Genomic DNA, 529 nt, shown 5'->3' on the forward strand with positions numbered 1-529 from the left:
TGGGATAAGCGCGCTGATTTTCTTACGCCGCAGTTCATCGTGACATAGCCGGGTATCGTAAGCGCCATCGGCGGCGGCTGACCTGATTTTCCGGTGGGTTTGCCGGATTAACCCGGGGAAGGCCTCTGAGTCCGTAACGTTGTTCAGCGACAGGTCAGCGCAGATGATTTCATGTGTTTTACTGTCAACGGCGAGATGCAGCTTACGCCAGATACGGCGGCGTTCCTGGCCATGCTTTTTGACTTTCCACTTTCCTTCACCGAAGACCTTCAGCCCGGTGGAATCAATTACCAGGTGTGCGATTTCACCCCGGGTGGGCATTTTGAAACTGACGTTAACCGACTTTGCCCGCCTGCTGACACAGCTGTAATCCGGGCAGCGTAGCGGAACGTTCATCAGAGAAAAAATGGAATCAATAAAGCCCTGCGCAGCGCGCAGGGTCAGCCTGAATACGCGTTTAATGACCAGCACAGTCGTGATGGCAAGGTCAGAATAGCGCTGAGGTCTGCCTCGTGAAGAAGGTGTTGCT

1 protein-coding gene is annotated in these 529 nt (G+C 54.1%); it reads right to left on the minus strand.

Annotation, left to right across the window (positions count from 1 at the left end):
• The coding region (locus C5687_RS24365) for an IS5 family transposase (RefSeq protein WP_146086322.1) at nucleotides 1–529 on the minus strand (529 nt) is incomplete at both ends.

Origin of the sequence: Enterobacter sichuanensis, assembly GCF_002939185.1 — a bacterium.
Taxonomy (GTDB): domain Bacteria; phylum Pseudomonadota; class Gammaproteobacteria; order Enterobacterales; family Enterobacteriaceae; genus Enterobacter; species Enterobacter sichuanensis.